The following is a 13,989-nucleotide window of genomic DNA, read 5'->3' as shown; positions in this document are numbered from 1 at the left end:
GGCAAGATGGACATGCATTGGATCGCGAGCGCTGCAGTACTGCTGGTCATGGCCGTGCTGTCGGCGTACCGCGAAGCGTTGAAGAACGAGCCGATTCGCCCGGGCCTCGAACGGGGCGGTGTGCCCTATATCGAGGAATTCGAATCGTAAGAATTTGTATCTGGAAAATCGGTAATTTGTTTCTGCTTCGGCACTCGGCCCGGCAATATCGACCGGATTGAAAGGATTATATTTTTTTCGGAAACATTGGGCGATCAGTCCATATCGAAAATGAGCGGAGTGGAATTGGCAGTGCCGTCGATTCTCGATATGCCGTTCGGAACACAATCGCGCCGGGTCGCAGGTCGACGCGGCGCAGTCAACGCAATCAGGATGCGAACATGTTGAAAGTCACCAAGGCCGTGTTCCCCGTTGCCGGTCTCGGCACGCGGTTCCTCCCGGCAACGAAGGCGAGCCCGAAGGAAATGTTGCCCGTCGTCGACAAGCCGCTGATTCAGTACGCGGTCGAGGAAGCGATCAACGCCGGTATCACCGAGATGATCTTCGTCACCGGGCGCAGCAAGCGCGCGATCGAGGATCACTTCGACAAGTCGTACGAGATCGAGGCCGAACTCGAGGCGCGCGGCAAGGAAAAGCTGCTCGAACTCGTGCGCGGCATCAAGCCGAGCCACGTCAACTGCTTCTACGTGCGCCAGCCGGAAGCACTCGGCCTCGGCCATGCGGTGCTGTGCGCGGAGAAGCTCGTGCATGGCGAGCCGTTCGCGGTGATTCTCGCCGACGACCTGCTGCATGGCGAGCAGCCGGTGCTCAAGCAACTCGTCGACGTGTTCGACCATTATCACAGCTCGGTGATCGGGGTCGAGACGATCCCGCGCGAGGACAGCCGCTCGTACGGCGTCGTCGAAGGCCGCGAATGGGAAGAGGACATCATCAAGCTGTCGGGCATCATCGAGAAGCCCGCGCCCGAGGATGCGCCGTCGAATCTCGGCGTGGTCGGTCGTTACGTATTCATGCCGACGATCTTCGATCACCTGCGCAAGCTCAAGCCGGGCGCGGGCGGCGAACTGCAGCTGACCGACGCGGTCCAGACGCTGCTCGCGAACGAGCAGGTGCTCGCGTACCGCTACTACGGCACGCGTTTCGACTGCGGCAGCAAGATCGGTTATCTCAAGGCAACCGTCGAGCTCGCGCTCCAGCATCCGGAAGTGAGCCGCGAATTCGAGGCGTACCTGCGTACCTGCTTGCCCGCGCTGGCTGCCGTCGCGTAGGCAGCCGCGCGCTCCGTTGTTTCAGGTGGTGGTTGTTCCGTTGGCCCCGGCCGCTCAGGCGCCGGGGCTTTTTTGCATTTGCCGGTGCGCGATCGTGGTGCGAGCGGCCGGCTTGTCGTGTGGTCGGGTTCGCGTGGAGCGTGGTGCCGTGTGTGGAGCGGGGCGCTCCGGCGCGGTCCGGCGTCGCGCCTGAAACCGGTGCCGAAGCGCTTGCCGGGGCGAGCGGCGCGTTGTTGTTGTCGTTGCGCGATGCATTGTCGACGTTCGCGCCGGCGCCGGTTCCGTCCGCGCCGGTTCATGACGTAGCGGCGCAGCGCGTCAGCTTCCCGGCGCTACCTGCCTCGCGATCTTCCCGCGCATTTCGCGCCCGGTGTTTTCCGTTTCCGCGTGGCGCTCAACGCGCCGACGTGCTCGGCCGCGCGACGAAATGCCGGGCGAGCATCGCGGCGATCGGCTTCTTGAAGTCGAGCAGTCTTTTTTCGAGATAGCGCCAGGACAGGTGCGCGAGCAGCACGGCGAGCGCGAATTGCAGCATCTCGGGCAGCGCTTCGCGGACGATTTCCGGCATCGGCACGTGCGAGAAGAGCGCGGGCATCACGCCGAAGCGCGTCGGAATCAGGTTGTGGAACAGGTAGAAGCCGTAGCTGATCGTGCCGAGATAGACGAGCGGCGCCCAGTCGAGCAGCGCCACGACGGGATGCTCGGGTTCGCTGACGATCCACAGCATCAGCGCGCCGAGCGACGCGGACAGGCCGAGATCCGCGAGCCCCGCGACCGCGTCGGGCAGCGCCGTGCACGCAGGCAGTGCGAGGAAAAACACGACGCCCGCCGCGCCGAGCCAGCCGGGCGGGACGCGGCGCACGGCGGCCGAACCGTGATCGGCGAGCGCGATCGCGCCGACGCCGCCGAGCGCGATCAGCGCGAAATTCCACGGGGAAAACGCGTAGATCAGCACCGGCGACGCGTCGGACAGGTAGAGCGCGAGATGCGCGGCCGCGCACAGTGCGACGGCCGCGACGCCGAGTGCGACGTGTCGCGCGGCGGGCACCGCGAGCAGCGCGAGCGGTGCGATCAGATAGAACTGCTGTTCAACCGCGAGGCTCCAGAAGTGCGACGTGGAGCCCGGCCAGCCGTCCTTGACGACGCCGATCCAGTAATTCGACAGGAACGCCGCGTGCCACGTGAGCCCGAGGTTGACGCCGCGCTGGTAGAAGAGCGCGTGCGCGATCGCGAGCGCGGCGAGCAGCAGGTAGTACACGGGGAAGATCCGCAGCGCGCGCTTCGCGAGGAACAGCGCGAGCGCGTGGCGGCGCGTCATGGTGCCGCGCTCGACCGCCCGGCGGTTGCGATGCAGTTCGCCGACGATCAGGAATCCGCTGATGAGGAAAAACGTCCACACGCCAAGCTTGCCGACGTCGACGGCAAGGACGTGGCCCTTGTGGGACAGGAAAACGAGAATGACGGCGATGGCTCGCAGGCCGTCGAGTCCTTTGACGTATCTGACTTCGCGCATGGAGGCATCCGGGCATTGAGCGAGGCCAGTATAGGTGCGCAAATATCGAACGTAATTCACGTTCGGGCGCATACGTGAAGGCGTTTTTCGACGCTCGAGCGTCGTTGAAGTCGGTCGCGCGCAACAAAACCTGCGGGAAACCCCGCGAAAACGCATAAAAGTACTGCACGAAGCGTCAAGGCGCTTGTAGAATCCGGCGTTGAAGCGTGCGCAGTGCACGCTTCATGTATCCAACGACCACACCTGGTAGGAGAAACATGGCGACTTCCGCAAAAAAGGTGGCCAAGAAGGCTGCCGCCGCACCGGCCAAGAAAGTGGCTGCTAAGAAAGTAGCGCCCGCGAAGAAAGTAGTGGCCAAGAAGGCCGCCGTCGCGAAGGCGCCCGCTGCTCCGACGCCGCTGAAGGACAAGTTCACGAAGGCATCGCTCGCAACGCACATCGCCGAGCGCGCAGCCGTGGAAGTGAAGGCGGTCAAGGCAGTGCTCGCCGCACTCGAGAACGTCGTGCTGGGCTCGGTCCACAAGAAGGGCGCAGGCGAGTTCACGCTGCCGGGTCTGCTGAAGATCACGGCACAAGTCGTGCCGGCGAAGAAGAAGCGCTTCGGCAAGGATCCGTTCACGGGCGAAGAGCGCTGGTTCCCGGCGAAGCCGGCCAGCGTGCGCGTGAAGGCTCGTGCGCTGAAGAAGCTGAAGGACGCGGCAGCGTAATGCCGCGCGACGGCTGCCGAATGCATGTCGGCAGCCGTTGCGATGTCCTGCGGTCCCCGTACGCGAAAGCGTGCGGGGATTTTTATTGCGCCGCGCAAATCGCGCGGCAGCGAAAACGCGAAGCGCCGGCGATGTGCGGTTCGATGCGTGCCACGCGGTGCGTGCCGTGTGGCGAATGGCGTGCCGCGCTTGCGCAACGCCCGACGGCAATCGTCATCCGCGCGTGCCGTTGTACCGCCGCAGCCCGTCGCTCTCGTCGCCTCGTACCTCGTTACCTCGTCGCTCCCGCTGCGCCTGATGCGTGCGTATCGTAAGGCCCGCGCATCGTGACTGAATGCGTCCCGTCTGAAATCGCCGGGCAGGTCGCTACCGCGCGCGCCGCGATCGAGCGACATCTCGGTGCGACGCTGGATGCGATCCACCTGTTCGGCTCGGCGCTCGACGGCGGCTTGAAACCGCGCAGCGACATCGATCTGCTGGTGACGGTGGCCGTGCGGCCCGACGAAACGGCGCGGCGTGCGCTGATGTTCGACCTGCTCGCTGCGTCGGCGTCGCCCGGTCACGCAGGTGGCATGCGCCCGCTCGAGGTCACCGTCGTCGCGCACGGCGACGTGGTGCCGTGGCGTCATCCGGCGCGACGCGAACTGCAGTTCGGCGAGTGGCTGCGTCGCGATCTCGAAGCAGGCATCGTCGAACCGGCGCTCGCCGATCACGATCTGGCGATCCTGTTGACGAAGGCGCGGCAGCACAGTGTCGCGCTGGCCGGTCCGCCGGCGGCCGCGCTGTTCGAGCCGGTGCCCGCGCGCGACTTCGCCGCCGCGCTTCTCGCTACCGTTGAGCAGTGGAATGCCGAACCGGGCTGGCGCGGCGACGAGTGCAACGTGGTGCTCGCGCTCGCGCGCATCTGGTACAGCGCGGAAACCGGCAGGATCGCGCCCAAGGACGTCGCCGCGGCATGGGTGCTGGCGCGCCTGCCTGCCGCTTACCGGCCGGTTGTAGCGGCTGCGCGTGCCGCCTATCTCGGTGGCGAAGCGGGCGCGGCGACCTTGTCGGGTGAACCGCTCGCCGCGTTCATCGGCTACGCGCGGCGGACCGTCGAATCGATGCTGTCGGCGTAGCGGCGTAGCGGCGGATGCCACGGTGCGAGCGATCGGCTTGCGGGCCGGCACCTCGCGGATCATCAGCGCTTTCGCCGCCGCCGTACGCGAAAGCCGCCGATCCGGGCGCCCGCCGGCGACTTGCGACTCGCGCGCGCTTGACCGGCACGCCGTCACGCATCCGCGGCACGACGCGCTTCGTCAACCCGCCGTGCCCGCATAGGCAGCCTTCAGCGCGGCGTCGTCGAACTTGGTCATCTGCATCATTGCTGCGGCCACGCGTGCCGCCTTGACCGCGTCGCGATCGGCCATCATCGGGATGAGCGCTTCCGGAACGATCTGCCACGACACGCCGTAGCGGTCCCTGATCCAGCCGCAGCCGTCGGCCGTGCCACCGTTGTCGAGCAAGGCGCTCCAGTAGCGGTCGAGTTCCGCCTGATCGGCGCAACTGACCAGCAGCGAGATCGAGTGATTGAACGTCTCGGTGCGCTTGTGGCTCATCGCGATGAACGGCTGCCCGAACAGCTCGAACTCGACCATCCGCGTACCGTCGGTGCCGGACACCGACGTGACGCGCACGACGCGCGAATCCGGAAAGATGCCTGCATAGAAGGCCGCTGCTTCCTCGGCTTCCGTCGAGTACCAGAGAAAAGGCGTGATCTTCTGAATCGTCATGGGGAATCTCCTGTCTGTAGTGGCCGGGCCGCAAACCGCGTGCCGCCATCGACACGACGGGCGACGGCCGCCGAATTCGACACGCGGGGGCGAATCCGTCGCGCCGGACGAGCGGCGCCGACAGTGCGGATGGTAGTCGCCTGGAGGAAAGACCGCGATCTGCCTGGACATCCGGAAGTAGTGATTGCAGCACTTTGCAGCCGCCAGGCGCCGTTGCCGGCCCGCCGACGTGTGTCGGCATCGGCTTCGTTCGCCGGCCCGCACAGGCGCTGCGGGCACGCGTGAGACGGACGAAAAAAAGCCAGCCGCGGCCGAAACCGGGGCTGGCTTTCCAGTTCGGCGGCAAGGCGTCGGAGACGCCATGCACGCCGGATACATCGTTTTTAGAACTTGTGGCGAATGCCGAGTGCGACCATTTCGGCCGAGCTCTTGCCGGCGAAGCCGTACGAAGCGATCGACGCTTGCGCGCTTTGCTGCACGCCGTCGACGAGCTGCGTGCCGCTCGCGTGCTGGTATGCGCCAACCAGGTAGATGTCCGTGCGCTTCGACAGCGAGTAGTCCGCGCCGACGCCGACCTGATGGTACTTCGCGGACGTGTCGCCGCTTGCCTTCGTGTACGAGTAGCCGAGGCCCAGCAGCAGCGGCGGCGTGACCTGGTACGTCGCGAAGCCGCGGATCGTGTTGTACTTCTCGGTCGAGCCGAAGCCCGAGAACGCGTCCGGCTTGTACTGTGCGTTGCTGTAGCCGACGCCGAACGTCACCGGGCCGATCGCGTACTGACCTGCAACTTGCGCGATGGCGATCGACTTCGCCGTGGCGTAACCCGAGTTGATCGGGCCGTCGAAGATCGCGTCGGACGTCGTCGAGCCCCAGCCGCTGCGCAGGGCCGTGGCCGTCGGCGACGGGTTGTTCGCGTAGAAGTAGCCTGCGGCAACGCCGACCGGGCCGTTGTTGTAGGCGGCTGCGACCGACCAGGTCTGGCCCGCGCCCGTCTTGCCCGCCACACCGCCGAGGCCATACATGCCTTCGACCTGGAAGCCTGCGAAGACCGGCGACGTGTACTTGATCGCGTTGCTGACGCGCAGGCTGTTGTCGTTGTTGTCGACGTCGCCCGGCGTGGCCATCACGCTGCCGAAGTAGTTGTCGGCCGTGACTGCCTGGACCAGGTCGACCAGCGGGTCGTACTGGCGGCCGAGCGTCAGCGTACCGTACTGGCTGCTTTCCAGACCGACGAATGCCTGACGACCGAACATGCGACCGCCCTGGTTCAGCTTGCCGGTGCCCGGATCAAAGCCGTTTTCCAACTGGAAGATCGCCTTCAGGCCACCGCCGAGGTCTTCTGCGCCCTTCAGCCCGAAGCGGCTGCCTTGCAGGTTGCCCGACAGCATTTGCCACGAGTTGTTGGCTTGACCGTCATTGCCGTGTACCCATGCGATCGACGTATCGATCACGCCGTACAGCGTCACGCTCGACTGAGCGTGAGCGGCGCCGGCGGCGCCCAGCAGGGCGAGCGAGAGGGTCGAGAGAGCGAGTTTCTTCATCGTTGAGTTTCTCCACGCAAGTGATTCATCGTTATTTGTTGCGGATTGGAGAATAGCTCAGTGCCATCCACGCAAGAAAGCTTAAAAAATAAAGTGTCTCGAAAAGGTAACAGCATCAAAAAGTCTATATATATCAAGCACATCAACGACCGTTCCTGTTTTTGAAATAGTTGACAGTTGCTGCGGTGCGATTGTTTCGGTGTGTGATGCGCATTGCGGCAGACGTCCCGTTTCGGCCGGTTGGAGCAGCGAAATGAGTGCTTGCAAACGTTTGCCGTTGCAGCGACGAACGCGTCGACGTGCAAGGAACGCGTCAACGCCGTGCGAACGCGCGGCGGACAGCGTGGTTGACGGGAGTCTGACGGGTGTGGGAAAGGCAATTTCGCGGCGCGCGCGATGGCTGTGCGCGGCCGCTTTGCGAGGGAGGTTGATGAATCAGTCGCCGCGCATGCGATCCGTTTGGGTGGGCGTGGCCGCTGCGGAATTCGCGGCGGGCCGATGCGCGTTGCCGCGGGCCGCCGCGAATTCCGCGCCGAGCAGCAGCACGATCGCAGAGAAGTACAGCCACATCAGCAGGACCGCGAACGATCCGGCCGCGCCGAACGCACTCGCGGTGCCCGCATGCGCGAGGTACAGCGCGAACAGCTTCTTGCCGCCGGAGAACAGGATCGCGGACACCACTCCGCCGACCGCGGCGTCGCGCCACGCGACGCGCGCGTCGGGCAGGAACTTCATCAACGCGGCGAACGCCGCCGCGAGCACCGCGATGCCGACGAAAAACTGCACGAGGTTCGTGACGACGACATACGGCGAATCGCCCAGCAGCCAGGTGCCGACGAACGTGATCGCGGTGTCGAGCACGAGCGACACGATCAGCAGGAACGCGACGCCGAGCACGAGCCCGAACGAGATCAGCCGGACGCGCACGAGCCCGAGCATGCTCGACCAGCGGTTTTCGGTCGCCGGCCAGATCACGCTGAGCGCGGTGTTGAGCGATGCGAAGGTGGCCGACGCGCCGATCGCGAGCGCGGCGAACGAGATCAGCGTCGCGAAGCCGCCGCGTTGGCCCGCGCGGTGCGCGTTCTGCACGATCGTCTGGATGCTGGCCGCCGCGTCGTCTCCGATCAACTGGTGCGCCTGCTCGAATACCTGGCCGCGTGCGGCGTCGTCGCCGTAGAACCAGCCGGCTACCGCGATCACCATCACGAGCATCGGGGCGAGCGAGAACGCGGAGAAAAACGCGATGCCCGCGGCCATCGCGGAGCAGCGGTCGGACGAGAAGCGTTTGAACGCGGTGAGGGCCCAGTTGGCCTGTTGCTGGGCAAGACGGGTTGCTTCGGAAGTGATCTGTCGTTTCATGACGGTTCGGTTGCGCGCGGAACGCGGATCATCGTTGGTAATCAGACAATTCAGTATTGATCCGAGGATTCGATCATAGTTGCTCGAACTGTCTATAATTCCTTTCAGTTTCCTCCACCCCACAATAACGCCGAGACCACCATGCTACAAATGTCCCGGCGCCAGTTCCTGAAGGTGACGGCCACGTCGCTTGCCGGATCGAGTCTTGCCCTGATGGGCTTTTCTCCATCCGAAGCGCTTGCCGAAGTCCGACAGTACAAGCTGGCGCGCACCGTCGAAACGCGCAACACCTGTCCTTACTGCTCAGTGGGTTGCGGCATCCTCATGTACAGCCTCGGAGACGGCGCGAAGAATGCGCAGCCGAGCATCATCCATATCGAGGGAGATCCCGACCATCCCGTCAATCGCGGCACGCTGTGCCCGAAGGGCGCGAGCCTGATCGACTTCATCCACAGCCCGAACCGCCTGACGCACCCCGAATACCGGGCGCCCGGCTCGGACAAGTGGGAACCCATCTCGTGGAACGACGCGCTCGACCGGATCGCGAAGCTGATGAAGGCCGACCGCGACGCGAACTTCGTCGAGACGACGGAAGACGGCGCGAAGGTCAACCGCTGGCTCACGACCGGCATGCTGGCCGCATCGGCGGGCAGCAACGAGGTCGGCTACCTGACGCACAAGACTATCCGTAGTCTGGGAATGCTCGCATTCGACAATCAGGCGCGTGTCTGACATGGCCCGACGGTGGCAGGTCTTGCCCCGACGTTTGGCCGTGGAGCGATGACGAACCATTGGGTCGACATCAAGAACGCGGACGTGATTCTCGTGATGGGCGGCAATGCAGCCGAGGCCCATCCGTGCGGTTTCAAGTGGGTAACGGAGGCGAAGGCGCATCGCAAGGCGCGGCTGATCGTCGTCGACCCGCGCTTTACGCGTACGGCCTCGGTGGCCGACTACTACGCGCCGATTCGCACCGGCACCGACATCGTCTTCCTGGGCGGCGTCATCAACTATCTGCTGACGAACGACAAGATCCAGCATGAGTATGTGAAGAACTACACGGACTTCACGTTCATCGTGCGCGAGGATTTCGCGTTCAACGACGGCATCTATTCCGGCTATGACGCGGAGAAGCACGCGTACCCGGACAAATCGAGCTGGGACTACGAGCGCGGCGACGACGGTTTCGTGAAGGTCGACCCGACGCTGCAGCATCCGCGCTGCGTGTACAACATGCTGAAGCAGCATTACGCGCGCTATACGCCGGACATGGTCCAGCAGACCTGCGGCACGCCGAAGGAGAAGTTCCTGAAGGTCTGCGAGATGCTCGCGACGACGGCCGTGCCCGGCCGCGCCGGCACGATCCTGTACGCGCTCGGCTGGACCCACCATTCGATCGGCGCGCAGATGATCCGCACCGGCGCGATGGTGCAACTGCTGCTCGGCAACATCGGCATCGCCGGCGGCGGGATGAACGCGCTGCGCGGCCACTCGAACATCCAGGGGTTGACCGACCTCGGGCTGATGTCGAACCTGCTGCCGGGCTACATGACGCTGCCGATGCAGGCCGAGCAGGATTTCGACGGCTACATCAACAAGCGCGTGCAGCAGCCGCTGCGGCCGAACCAGTTGAGCTACTGGAAGAACTACAAGGCGTTCCACGTCAGCTTCATGAAGTCGTGGTGGGGCGATGCGGCGACCGCAGAGAACAACTGGGGCTACGACTACCTGCCGAAGCTGGACAAGCAGTACGACCTGCTGCAGGTGATCGAGCTGATGAATGCCGGCAAGATGAACGGCTACATCTGCCAGGGCTTCAATCCGCTTGCGGCGGCGCCGTCGAAGGTGAAGACGGCCGCGGGGCTCGCGAAGCTGAAATGGCTCGTCATCATGGATCCGCTCGCGACCGAGACGTCCGAGTTCTGGAAGCATCACGGCGACTACAACGACGTCGATGCGTCGAAGATCCAGACCGAGGTGTTCCGTCTGCCGACCACGTGCTTTGCGGAGGAAAACGGCTCGCTCGTGAGTTCGAGCCGCGTGCTGCAATGGCACTGGAAGGGCGCGGAGCCGCCGGGCGACGCGAAGAGCGATCTCGAGATCATGTCGGGGCTGTTCCTGCGCATGCGCAAGATGTACCAGACGGACGGCGGCAAGTATCCGGACCCGATCGTGAACCTGACCTGGCCGTACGCGAACCCGGCAAGCCCGACGCCCGAAGAACTTGCGATGGAGTTCAACGGAAAGGCGCTCGCCGATCTGCCCGACCCGAAGGATCCGGCCAAGACGCTCGTGAAGAAGGGCGAGCAGCTCGCCGCGTTCGCGCAACTGAAGGACGACGGCACGACCGCGAGCGGCTGCTGGATCTTCTGCGGCGCATGGACGCAGGCCGGCAACCAGATGGGGCGGCGCGACAACTCGGATCCGACCGGCATCGGCCAGACGCTGAACTGGGCGTGGGCCTGGCCGGCGAACCGGCGGATCCTGTACAACCGCGCATCGTGCGACGTGAACGGCAAGCCGTTCGACCCGACCCGCAAGCTGATCGGCTGGAACGGCAAGGCGTGGGCGGGCCCCGACGTACCGGACTTCAAGGCGGACGAACCGCCCGAGAACGGGATGGGGCCGTTCATCATGAATCCGGAGGGCGTCGCGCGCTTCTTCGCGCGCGCGGGGATGAACGAAGGTCCGTTCCCCGAGCACTACGAGCCGTTCGAGACGCCGCTCGCCGCGAACCCGCTGCACCCGAACAACCCGCAGGCGCTGAACAACCCGGCCGCCCGCGTGTTCCCGGACGACCGCGCGTCGTTCGGCAAGGTGTCGGAGTTCCCGCACGTCGCGACGACTTACCGGCTGACCGAGCATTTCCACTACTGGACCAAGCATGCGCGGCTGAACTCGATCATCCAGCCCGAGCAATTCGTCGAGATCGGCGAAGACCTCGCGAAGGAGGTCGGCGTCGCGCATGGCGAACGGGTGAAGGTGTCGTCCAAGCGCGGCTACATCATCGCGGTCGCACTCGTCACGAAGCGGATCAAGCCGCTGACGGTCGACGGCAAGAAGGTCCAGACGGTCGGCGTCCCGTTGCACTGGGGCTTCAAAGGTCTGACGAAGCCCGGCTATCTCGCCAATACCCTGACTCCGTCCGTGGGTGACGGCAACTCGTACACACCGGAATTCAAGTCGTTCCTGGTGAAGGTCGAAAAGGCGTAAGGGGAAAGAGATGGCATTGCAATCGCTGGATATCAAGCGCGTCTCGGCCACCACGACGCCACCGCCCACGGTGCGCGAACCGGTGACCGGGAGCGTCGCGAAGCTGATCGACGTATCGAAGTGCATCGGCTGCAAGGCATGCCAGACGGCGTGCATGGAGTGGAACGACCTGCGCGACGAAGTCGGCACCAACGTCGGCGTGTACGACAACCCGGCCGACCTGACCGAGCACTCGTGGACGGTCATGCGGTTCTCCGAATACGAGAACCCGGCAGGCGACCTCGAATGGCTGATCCGCAAGGACGGCTGCATGCACTGCGAGGATCCGGGCTGCCTGAAGGCGTGTCCGTCGCCGGGCGCGATCGTGCAGTACAACAACGGGATCGTCGATTTCCACGAGGAGAACTGCATCGGTTGCGGCTATTGCGTGACCGGCTGCCCGTTCAACGTTCCGCGGATCTCGAAGAAGGATCATCGCGCGTACAAGTGCACGCTCTGTTCCGACCGCGTCGCGGTCGGCCAGGAACCGGCCTGCGTGAAGACCTGCCCGACGGGCGCGATCGTGTTCGGCACCAAGGAGGACATGAAGCAGCACGCGGCCGAGCGCATCGAGGACCTGAAGGAGCGCGGCTTCGAGCATGCGGGGCTGTACGATCCGCAGGGCGTCGGCGGCACGCACGTGATGTACGTGCTGCACCACGCCGACAAACCGTCGCTGTACCACGGGCTGCCCGACAACCCGTCGATCAGCCCGATGGTGAAGCTGTGGAAGGGCATCGCGAAGCCGCTCGCGGTCGCCGGCATCGCGCTGACGGCGCTTGCCGGGTTCTTCCACTATGTCCGGGTCGGTCCGAACGAGGTGAGCGACGACGAGGAATCGGCCGCGCGCGACGAGGCGCGACGCATCAAGGAGGACGCGAAATGAAGCACGACGACCCCAACCTGATCGTCCGCTACTCGGCGAACGAGCGTACGAATCACTGGATCACCGCGATCACGTTCGTGCTGCTCGCGTTGTCCGGGCTCGCGCTGTTCCATCCGTCGATGTTCTGGCTGACCGCGCTGTTCGGCGGCGGCCAGTGGACGCGGATCCTGCATCCGTTCGTCGGCCTCGTGATGTTCGTGTCGTTCGCGATCCTGGTGGTGCGCTTCTGGCACCACAACGCGCTCGACGCGGACGACCGGCAGTGGCTGAAGCAGATCGGCGACGTGCTGACCAACCAGGAGGACAAGCTGCCGCCCGTCGGGCGCTATAACGCCGGGCAGAAGCTGCTATTCTTTACGTTGGTGGCATGCCTGCTGTTGCTCCTGCTGTCGGGGATCGTGATCTGGCGGCGCTACTTCTCGTTCTACTTCCCGATCGGGGTGATCCGCGCGGCCGCTGTCGTGCATGCCGTGGCGGCCTTCGTGCTGATCGCGAGCATCATCGTGCACATTTACGCGGCGTTGTGGGTGAAGGGCTCGATCGGCGCGATGGTGCGTGGCACCGTCACGCTGGGCTGGGCCCGCAAGCATCACCCGAAGTGGTTCCGTGAAAGCGTGAAATAACGCACCGGAGCGGGCGGCTCGCCGATCGCGGCGGGCCGCTCCGTCAGCCGTCGGAACCGCCCGAAGCGCCGATCCGTCGGCGCTTGTTTATTTGGAATACATTTCTGTGACACAACGCATTCTCGAACCGACCGAGATCTCGGCACTCGATCATTCGGCCATTCCGCGCTTTCGCCTGCCGGAGCGCGCCACCGCGTTTTCGGCGCGCGCCGCGCGGCTGCGCAAGCTTGCCGACTTGAACCCGATCAGCGGCTACCTGCGGCTGATGGCCACCGTCGCCGACGCGCAGCACGCGACATTGCAGACGCTGGAGCTGCCGCTGCCGTCGAAGGAAGCGATCGCGCGTGCGCAGCAGCATTCGATGCCGCTCGTGCCGGCGCTCGACGGCGAGCGCGATCCGCGCTGGCGCGCCGTGCTGTACGAACTGCTCGATCGCGTCGAAGGCGCCGGGCTCGTCAATCCGTCGCTCGCGAAGCTGCTCGACCGGCTGCGCCTGACGGCGCCCGCCGAACTCGACGCGCAGGCCGACGCGATCCTCGCGCTGCGCTTCGCCGAGGTCGACCCGGCCACCGCGCCGTTCCTGATGGCCGCGCTGCAGGTCGTGTGGACCGATCTCGCCAGCCGCGTGACGCCGGCCGACGTTCCGTATCTCGACCAGCCGGGGCTGTGCCCGGTGTGCGGCTCGCATCCGGTCGCGAGCGTCGTGCGGGTGGGTGGCCAGTTCCAGGGCTACCGTTTCCTGCAATGCGGGCTGTGCACGACCGAGTGGCACATGGTGCGCACCAAGTGCTCGCACTGCGATTCGACGAAGGGCATCGCATACCACGGGATCGAGGGCGGCAGCGAAGCCGTCAAGGCTGAATCGTGCGACGAGTGCAAGACCTATCGCAAGATCGGCTACCAGGAGAAGGACTACGAGTTCGAGCCGCTGGCGGACGATCTCGCGAGTCTCACGCTCGACCTGTTGATGAACGAGGCCGGATACCAGCGCAGTTCGCCGAACCCGCTGCTGTGGCCGGATGTGTCGCGGGAAGCGGATTGACGGCACGGGGCCGGGGGCGGTGCGCG

At 65.0% G+C, this 13,989-nt stretch carries 12 protein-coding genes; 8 read left to right on the top strand and 4 right to left on the bottom strand.

Annotated elements, in window-relative coordinates:
• Window positions 1-6: 6 nt before the first annotated feature.
• Both ACNQQL_RS20280 and galU read left to right on the top strand, forming a co-directional pair.
• Complete coding sequence (locus ACNQQL_RS20280) at window positions 7-150, top strand: hypothetical protein (RefSeq protein WP_006479318.1); 144 nt, start codon at window positions 7-9, stop codon at window positions 148-150.
• Between the two features lie 230 nt (window positions 151-380).
• Window positions 381-1,268, top strand: a complete 888-nt coding sequence (galU, locus tag ACNQQL_RS20275; RefSeq protein WP_034179975.1) for a UTP--glucose-1-phosphate uridylyltransferase GalU — start codon at window positions 381-383, stop codon at window positions 1,266-1,268.
• 394 nt (window positions 1,269-1,662) lie between these two features.
• Here the strand turns inward: galU and ACNQQL_RS20270 are convergent, their stop codons facing one another.
• Window positions 1,663-2,781, bottom strand: coding sequence for an acyltransferase (locus ACNQQL_RS20270; protein WP_347065244.1), 1,119 nt, complete (start codon window positions 2,779-2,781; stop codon window positions 1,663-1,665).
• A gap of 257 nt (window positions 2,782-3,038) precedes the next feature.
• Here ACNQQL_RS20270 and ACNQQL_RS20265 point away from each other — a divergent pair, with 257 nt between their 5' ends.
• Together ACNQQL_RS20265 and ACNQQL_RS20260 are read left to right on the top strand one after the other, a co-directional pair.
• Window positions 3,039-3,488, top strand: a complete 450-nt coding sequence (locus tag ACNQQL_RS20265) for an HU family DNA-binding protein (protein ID WP_069747789.1) — start codon at window positions 3,039-3,041, stop codon at window positions 3,486-3,488.
• A gap of 326 nt (window positions 3,489-3,814) precedes the next feature.
• Window positions 3,815-4,606 carry an AadA family aminoglycoside 3''-O-nucleotidyltransferase gene (locus ACNQQL_RS20260; protein WP_347065243.1) on the top strand — a complete coding sequence of 264 codons (792 nt, stop codon included), beginning with the start codon at window positions 3,815-3,817 and terminating at the stop codon, window positions 4,604-4,606.
• Between the two features lie 180 nt (window positions 4,607-4,786).
• Here ACNQQL_RS20260 and ACNQQL_RS20255 read toward each other — a convergent pair whose 3' ends face one another.
• From ACNQQL_RS20255 to ACNQQL_RS20245, 3 genes are all read right to left on the bottom strand, one after another.
• Entirely contained in the window at window positions 4,787-5,260 is a 474-nt protein-coding gene (locus ACNQQL_RS20255; protein WP_347065242.1) for a VOC family protein, read from the bottom strand.
• Window positions 5,261-5,643: 383 nt separating this feature from the next.
• Window positions 5,644-6,801, bottom strand: a complete 1,158-nt coding sequence (locus ACNQQL_RS20250) for a porin (protein WP_072444074.1) — start codon at window positions 6,799-6,801, stop codon at window positions 5,644-5,646.
• Between the two features lie 435 nt (window positions 6,802-7,236).
• Window positions 7,237-8,160, bottom strand: a complete 924-nt coding sequence (locus tag ACNQQL_RS20245; RefSeq protein WP_072444072.1) for a YihY/virulence factor BrkB family protein — start codon at window positions 8,158-8,160, stop codon at window positions 7,237-7,239.
• A gap of 141 nt (window positions 8,161-8,301) precedes the next feature.
• Here ACNQQL_RS20245 and fdnG point away from each other — a divergent pair, with 141 nt between their 5' ends.
• The 4 genes from fdnG (at window position 8,302) to fdhE (ending at window position 13,963) form a co-directional block, all read left to right on the top strand.
• Window positions 8,302-11,373, top strand: coding sequence for a formate dehydrogenase-N subunit alpha (gene fdnG / locus ACNQQL_RS20240; protein ID WP_347065241.1), 3,072 nt, complete (start codon window positions 8,302-8,304; stop codon window positions 11,371-11,373).
• Between the two features lie 10 nt (window positions 11,374-11,383).
• Window positions 11,384-12,298: a formate dehydrogenase subunit beta gene (gene fdxH / locus ACNQQL_RS20235; RefSeq protein ID WP_034179967.1), complete on the top strand. Its 915-nt coding sequence runs from the start codon at window positions 11,384-11,386 to the stop codon at window positions 12,296-12,298.
• Entirely contained in the window at window positions 12,295-12,921 is a 627-nt protein-coding gene (locus ACNQQL_RS20230; protein WP_059599523.1) for a formate dehydrogenase subunit gamma, read from the top strand. The genes fdxH and ACNQQL_RS20230 overlap by 4 nt, the downstream gene beginning before the upstream one ends.
• Before the next feature lie 106 nt (window positions 12,922-13,027).
• Window positions 13,028-13,963, top strand: coding sequence for a formate dehydrogenase accessory protein FdhE (gene fdhE / locus ACNQQL_RS20225; protein WP_175958748.1), 936 nt, complete (start codon window positions 13,028-13,030; stop codon window positions 13,961-13,963).
• The last annotated feature ends 26 nt before the right edge of the window (window positions 13,964-13,989 follow it).

The sequence above is a fragment of the Burkholderia sp. LFS061 genome (assembly GCF_047978125.1).
Lineage (GTDB): Bacteria > Pseudomonadota > Gammaproteobacteria > Burkholderiales > Burkholderiaceae > Burkholderia > Burkholderia pyrrocinia_C.
This window is presented reverse-complemented; position numbering and strand designations above follow the sequence as displayed.